The sequence below is a fragment of the Nocardia caishijiensis NBRC 108228 genome (genome assembly GCF_001612825.1).
GTDB lineage: Bacteria > Actinomycetota > Actinomycetes > Mycobacteriales > Mycobacteriaceae > Nocardia > Nocardia caishijiensis.
Window position 1 is genome coordinate 33,794 of record NZ_BDBE01000009.1, and the last position, 6,565, is coordinate 40,358.

Genomic DNA, 6,565 nt, shown 5'->3' on the forward strand with positions numbered 1-6,565 from the left:
TATGACCAGGAAGCTCCGCCGCAGCCTGCTTGCGGCCACCGCGCTCGTCACCGTGACCATCACCACCGGTTGCGGTTTCACCGTGGAAGACCTGCCGCTGCCCAAGCCGGGCACCGACGGCGACACCTACACCATCCGCGCGGAGTTCGACAACGCGCTCAACCTGCCCGACCAGGCCAAGGTGAAGATCGGTGGCTCCGACGTCGGGGTGGTTTCCTCGATCCGGACCGAGGACTTCAAGGCCGTCGTCGACCTACAGATCCGCTCCGACATCGACCTGCCGAGGGGCAGCACCGCCGAGCTGCGTCAGGCGACGCCCCTTGGTGACGTGTTCGTCGCCCTGAACAGGCCGAAGAACAACACCGGCACCGGTGGCGACCTGGCCGACGGCGACGTCCTCACCCAGGAGTTCACCTCGGCGGGCGCCACCGTCGAGGAGCTGCTGATCTCGGTGTCGATGCTGTTCAACGGTGGCGGGGTGGCCAGCCTGAGCAGGCTCGGCACCGAACTCGGGTCCATTCTCAACGGTCAGGGCGGCAACCTGTCGCACCTCATCACCCAGATGACCGGTGTGGTCGGTGAACTGAACAACAACAGCGCCCGCGTCGACGCGGTGCTCTCGGAGTTCAACACCCTGGCCAACACCATCGAGACCAACAAGGCTCAGCTCGGTCAGGTGGCCGACACCCTGCCGCAGGCCATCGGCGCGATCGCCGAGAACAACCGGGCCATCGGCGATCTGCTCACCAAGGTGTCGACGGCCAGCGCCGCGCTCGGCGACTACGCCAACACCACCGGTGACCAGCTCTCGGAGTTGCTCACCAATCTCGACAACCTGATGAACGCCCTCGCGGCCTCCGGCGACAGCTTCGGCTACGTCATGGATCAGCTGATCAACATCAAGCCGAAGGTCACCGAGACCTTCCAGGGCAAGTCGCTCGCACCGTACGCGACGCTGACGAACCTCGATGTCGGCTTGCTGACCGACCCGGCCAACAGCAAGTTCCCCGACATGAGGGACGTGAACGACTTCGTCGGCAGCTTCATCCAGGTGCTGCAGGTGGTTCAGGGCCGAGTGGGAGGCCACCGATGAGCAGGATCAAGAAGTTCTTCAGCAGCAAGATCGTGCTGGCCAACTCGGCACTGGTCGTGGTGCTGATCATCGGGGCGAGCTACCTGCTGGTCAATGTGATGCGCGTGAATCCGCTGCGCTCGGAGTACGACGTCACGGTCACCCTCGACCGGTCCGGCGGTTTGCAGCCGGGCAACGACGTCACCCTGCGCGGGCACCGGATCGGCAAGATCGACACGGTTGAGCTCATCGACGAGGGCCAGGCCATCGCGGTCAAGGCCGTGATCGACAAGAGCTACAAGATCCCCGTCGACACCATGATCCAGGTGGCGGCGCTGTCGGCGGCCGGTGAGCAGTACATCGATTTCCGGCCGAACAGCGACGCGGGCCCGTTCCTGCGTGACGGCGCGGTGATCGAGTACAACCCCGAGCAGATCAAGACCCCCGTCCCGGTGTGGGCGGTGCTCGACGACACGAGTGCCCTGATCGGGCAGGTGAACCCGCAGCAGTTCAAGACCATCCTCGCCGAGCTCGACATCGCGCTCGGGGCCGGTCCGGATCAGCTGCGCGGTCTGGTCAACGGGGTGAGCCTCGCGGTGGCAGGCCTGCACAGCCTGCTCCCGCAGACGGTGAATCTCATCGCCAACCTGCGGGTGATCGCCGACACCACGTCGAACGCGCAGCCGGATCTGCAGACGCTGACCAACAATTCGGGTGCGTTGCTCACGCAGTTCAACAACGCCAACGCCGAACTGCAGAGTGTGCTCGACAACGCGCCGGCGCAGTTCGAGGCGCTCGGTGCGGTGCTCGACAAGACGGCCGACCCGATCAGCGGGCTCGCGGCAAACTTCGTCGCGATCACCCGGGCGGCGCAGTTGCGTCAGCCCGCGCTGCGGTTGCTGTTCCCGTCGCTGGCTCAGGGCCTCGGGGCGATCGCGGTGCCCGCGCACGACAACGAGTTCCACACCGTCATCGATATCTGGCCTCGCCCCACCTGCAACTACAACACCGAGTACCGGCGCAACGAGGAAGTCCAGGACGGGTCGATCCCGAAGTGGAACTACTGCGTGAATCCGCCCGCCGACCTGCAGATCCGTGGTTCGGCCAACGCGCCGCGCCCGAATGTGCCCAACAACGGCGCGCAGATGCCGCCGGGTGTGGATCCGAACGAACGCACCCCGATCCCGGCCAAGTGAGACCATGCCCGGTCCTACGCTCCGGCGTGGGACCGGGCATACTCGGCGGGGGACACTGTGGCCCGCCTCACGGGCCCATGAACGAAGTCGGTGCGTATGTGTGCCGGGAAAGAGCAGGATTGATCTAGATGACCAGCGACGACGCCGAGAGCAAGAAGGACGCTACCCCGGCGGAAAAGCCCGAATCGGCCACCACCGAGACCACCGCCGAGGAGACGGTGCAGCTCGACAAGGCCGAGTCCGAGACGCCGAAGGCGGCCGAGACCGCTGCCACGGCGGCAGCGGCCCCCGCGGAGCCAGCAGCGTCGTCCGGGGCCGCACGCCCGATCGGCTGGCTGGTCGCGGCGGGTACGGGTGTTGTCGCTGTCGGCGCGATCACCGCCGCAACGGTGTTCTTCCTGCAGAGCAGCGACCGTGGCGACAAGCTCGACGCCATCGAGGAGTCGACCAAGGCGGCCTGCGCCTATGGCCGGGTGGCCACCAACTACGACTACGCGAACAACATCGACAAGTACTTCGAGGACATGCGCTTGGGGTCGACCGGTGACATCAAGCAGCAGTTCACCGAGGCCGGTGACCTCCTCAAGGAGATGATGGTGCAGCGGAAGGTGTCCTCGCGCGGCGAGGACATCCAGTGCGCGTACCTCAGCGGCGGTGAGAACCAGGCCAAGGCCATGGTGACGCTGGCGCAGTACAGCTCCAACATCACCGGTGTCGAAGAGCCGCCGATGAACATCGCGATCGAGATGACCCTCGACCGTGAGGGTGACAAGTGGCTGGTGAGCAAGATGGAGTCGCCGGTGTTGAAGAACGGCGGCGGTCTGATGGGTGGGGTGCCGGGCGGGACACCGCAGCAGCCCGCCCCGGAGACTCCGGCGCCCGCCCCGGCGCCCGGCAACTGATCGAGTGAGACGAGGGGGCCTCCGGCGGAATCGCTTCCGCCGGAGGCCCCCTCGGTTTGCGGACACACTCCGGTCGCGCCGCGTCAGAACAGGGTGAGTGTTCCTGACGCTGTCGGCGCGACCGGCTTCCCCGTGGTCCGCGGCTGGGTGGTTCGGGTGGCGGGTGTGGTGCTGTGTTCGTGGCCGCGCGCTGCGGCTTCCCGCGCGGCGATGCCCGCCAGTTCGTCGGCCTGTTCGTTGAAGTAGTTGCCCACGTGCCCGCGCACCCAGCGGAATCGCACGGGGCCTTCGCGGGTGGTGATGGCGCGGTCGATCTGCTTGATGATCTCGACGTTCTTCACCGCGCCGCCGGTGGAGGTGCGCCAGCCGTTGCGCCGCCAGCCGCCGATCCACTCGGAGGCGCATTTGATGGCGTACTGGGAGTCGCTCTCGATGAGCATCGGCTCGGTGCCGGGGTGGGCGAGGATGGCTTCGAGGACCGCGCGCAGTTCCGCGATCTGGTTGGTTCCGCTGGCCGCTCCCCCGCTGGCCACCGGTCCCTGATGATTCACCCAGGCCCAGCCGATGGCACCACCGGGATTGCGCAGGCAGGACCCGTCGGTGCTCACGATGATCATGACCGCCACCCTAGGCGATGCGGCCGACAAGATCGGTACCGTGGAATGCCTCTATCTCCCTTCGCAACCGCGACTCCGTGCGGCGCAGTGCCGATCTCGCGGCCGCGTCGACGAGGCCGTGGCACATGCGGCCGAACACACCGCGTGGTGGTGGATAGTCGGCTTCGGCGGTCAGTACCGACCGTTCGTAGCCGAGTGGGTCGAACCGTAGGGTCACGGTTCCGTATACCCGCCCCCGCAGGGTATACCCGATCACCGCGCCGCGCCGGTATTCGGTGATCTCGCAGGTGAGTGTCATCGGGATCGCGCCGTACAGGCGAACTTTCAGCACACAACTGGCGCCTAGCCCGCGTTCCGGTGCCGAACCCGGCGCGGTGACGGAGGTGACGCCCGCCATCCAGTGCGCGAGATGCTGGAAGTTCTCGGTGTAGGCGAAGGCCGCGTCGGTGGGTGCGCCGACGTCGCTCGCGTACCTGATGTGGCCCATCGGACCTCCTGATCACCACCGTTTGCCGAGCACGGATGGGATCAAAAATACTACAAGAGTCCTATTTATTTGCTGGAAGTTGGATCTGATCCACCAGATACCGGGCGATCGGCATGGCCGACGTGGCGGCGGGTGAGGGCGCGTTGAGGACGTGGATCGAGCGCGGCGTGCGCTCGATCAGGAAGTCGTGCACCAGTGTGCCGTCGCGCAGGACCGCCTGTGCCCGGATGCCCGCGCGGTGTGGGAGCAGGTCGGCGGTGCCGAGTTCCGGGCAGTACCGGCGGCATTCGGCCAGGTAGCCGCGTTTGAACAGAGAATTGCGCAGCTCGCGCACGCCGGTGCGCAGATGCGTGCGTGCCACCCGGTGCACACCCGGGAAGCCGAGCACGTCCAGTGCGTCGCGCCCGTTGACGCTGCCCTTGCGGTAACCCTCCCTGGCCAGGCCGAGCACCGCGTTCGGACCGACGGTCAGGTCGCCGTCGATCGTCGGGCTCAGGTGCACGCCGAGGAACGGCAGGGCCGGATCGGGCACCGGATAGATCAGGGTGCGCACCAGCCCCGCGCGTTCGGCGGGCAGGCGGTAGTACTCGCCGCGGAACGGCACGATGCGGAAATCGGTGCGGATGCCCGCCATTCGCGCCATCCGGTCGGCCTGCAACCCGGCACAGACCACGAGCGTCTTCGCGACGATCGCACCGTCGGGACCGGAAACCGTGACCGCTCGGGCTGTCTCGACGATCGAGGCGACACTCGTGCCGAGCATGATCCGCCCACCCATGTCCTCGACCTGCGCCGCCAGCGCGGCGGTGACCTTCGCGTAATCGATGATGCCCGTCGCGGGCACGAAAAGCGCCCCGACGCCGCGGATTCCGGGCTCACGGCGGGCCAGTTCGGCCGCATCGATGGCCTCCACCGCCACACCGTTGGCGACGGAACGCTCGTAGAGATCGAGCATCCGGGCGTGCTCGGTGGAATCGGTGGCCACCAGCAGTTTTCCGCACACCTCGAACGGAATGTCGTTGGCGGCGGCGAAGTCCTTGGTCCACTGCGCGCCCGCCCGGCACAGCCGCGCCTTGAGGCTGTCGGGCGGATAGTAGATGCCGGAATGGATCACGCCGCTGTTGTGCCCGGTCTGATGGGCGCCGAGCGAGGGTTCCTTCTCGACCAACACGAGGCTCGCGCCCGGGTAGGCGCTCAGCAGGCGATGCGCGGTGGCGACACCGACGATGCCGCCACCGATCACGCAGAAGTCGTACACCCCGTCCTGGGTACCGCCGGAAATCACACGCCGACGGTAGTCGGCTCCTCGACGGCGTCGGATGCGGGCTGGTCGCCTGGCGCTTCGATGCGCACCGTGTGCTGCCCGAGGGTGGGGTCCGACAGCACGAACTCCACGCGGGCCCTGCGGGTGTCGACCTCGGTGTACAGCGAGGTGACGCCAACCGGTTCGGTGGTGATGCCGAGGTACTTGCCCGCCTTGTTCAGCGCGTTCGTGTCGACGGTGAAGCTGACGATGTCGGTGCGCGGCGCGGCGGCCTGGGCGCCGACGTAGGTGGTGCCGATGCGCAGGCGGCCCTCGAGCGCCCGACCGTCGAGCGCCTGGTTGTTCTGCGGAGTGGCGGCGGTGGCGCTCTGGTGCTTGACGGCCGGTACCCGACCCGCCTCGGGAACGAATCGTTCGGTGGTCCAGGCCAATTCGACCACGTCGTCGGCGACCACGCGGACGGTGTCGTCGGCCCGGCGGTGCTCGCCCGGGTCGGCGATGTCGGCAGGTGCGGGATCATCGTGCGGTGGCACGAGCTGGGGCATGTTGTTGACGATGTAGGCACCCGCGGCCACGGTGAGGCAGAGGCTGGCGGCCCCGGCGGCCACCGTCGCGGACAGCCGCGCGATCTGTGCAGGTCGTTGTGCGGTCACGATGCAGTCCTCCCGGTGGGTGTGGATCTACCCGAGCGTCGCGCTCGCATCGTTGAAAGCGCTGCGCTGATTCCACGTTACGCCGGTGCTAGCTGTAGTTAGCACCCTGGTCGCTGAGATCAGGGTCACATCTGAAACAGGCGTGTATCGCACCTGATGAACGCGCGTGTCGGCGGCGTGGTTGTTTTTCTCACGTCTGAGGGGGTATTCCGGGAAAGCAGGCGAGCGTCATTCACGACTGCCACGGCGGTCAATCCCCGGCCAACGATGTCCGGGGCAGTCGGCACGGATGGCGCTCAGGGAGGACGCTCGCCTGTTCGGGGTGGTTGGGGGGCTTTTGTATTGCGCCCACAGAGGTACTGGCGGTGTTTGTT

The 6,565-nt window shown here is 67.0% G+C and carries 7 protein-coding genes; 3 read left to right on the forward strand and 4 right to left on the reverse strand.

Features of this window, described 5'->3' with window-relative positions; all coding sequences use genetic code 11:
• The first annotated feature begins 1 nt into the window (after position 1).
• The 3 genes from NC7_RS02325 (at position 2) to NC7_RS02335 (ending at position 3,170) form a co-directional block, all read left to right on the forward strand.
• Positions 2-1,093 carry an MCE family protein gene (locus NC7_RS02325; protein ID WP_067978137.1) on the forward strand — a complete coding sequence of 364 codons (1,092 nt, stop codon included), beginning with the start codon at positions 2-4 and terminating at the stop codon, positions 1,091-1,093.
• A complete protein-coding gene (locus NC7_RS02330) occupies positions 1,090-2,268 on the forward strand; it encodes an MlaD family protein (protein WP_067978138.1) in 1,179 nt (392 codons plus the stop codon). Before NC7_RS02325 ends, NC7_RS02330 begins: the two co-directional genes overlap by 4 nt.
• A 128-nt stretch (positions 2,269-2,396) precedes the next feature.
• Complete coding sequence (locus tag NC7_RS02335) at positions 2,397-3,170, forward strand: hypothetical protein (RefSeq protein ID WP_067978140.1); 774 nt, start codon at positions 2,397-2,399, stop codon at positions 3,168-3,170.
• Positions 3,171-3,253: 83 nt separating this feature from the next.
• On the opposite strand, the gene NC7_RS02340 is transcribed toward NC7_RS02335, so the two are convergent.
• From NC7_RS02340 to NC7_RS02355, 4 genes are all read right to left on the reverse strand, one after another.
• Complete coding sequence (locus NC7_RS02340; RefSeq protein WP_067978158.1) at positions 3,254-3,787, reverse strand: ribonuclease H family protein; 534 nt, start codon at positions 3,785-3,787, stop codon at positions 3,254-3,256.
• Positions 3,788-3,797: 10 nt separating this feature from the next.
• Positions 3,798-4,274 carry an SRPBCC family protein gene (locus tag NC7_RS02345; protein ID WP_067978142.1) on the reverse strand — a complete coding sequence of 159 codons (477 nt, stop codon included), beginning with the start codon at positions 4,272-4,274 and terminating at the stop codon, positions 3,798-3,800.
• A gap of 61 nt (positions 4,275-4,335) precedes the next feature.
• Positions 4,336-5,559, reverse strand: a complete 1,224-nt coding sequence (gene lhgD / locus NC7_RS02350; protein ID WP_084457829.1) for an L-2-hydroxyglutarate dehydrogenase — start codon at positions 5,557-5,559, stop codon at positions 4,336-4,338.
• Positions 5,556-6,191: a hypothetical protein gene (locus tag NC7_RS02355; RefSeq protein ID WP_157101804.1), complete on the reverse strand. Its 636-nt coding sequence runs from the start codon at positions 6,189-6,191 to the stop codon at positions 5,556-5,558. The genes lhgD and NC7_RS02355 overlap by 4 nt, the downstream gene beginning before the upstream one ends.
• Between the last annotated feature and the right edge of the window lie 374 nt (positions 6,192-6,565).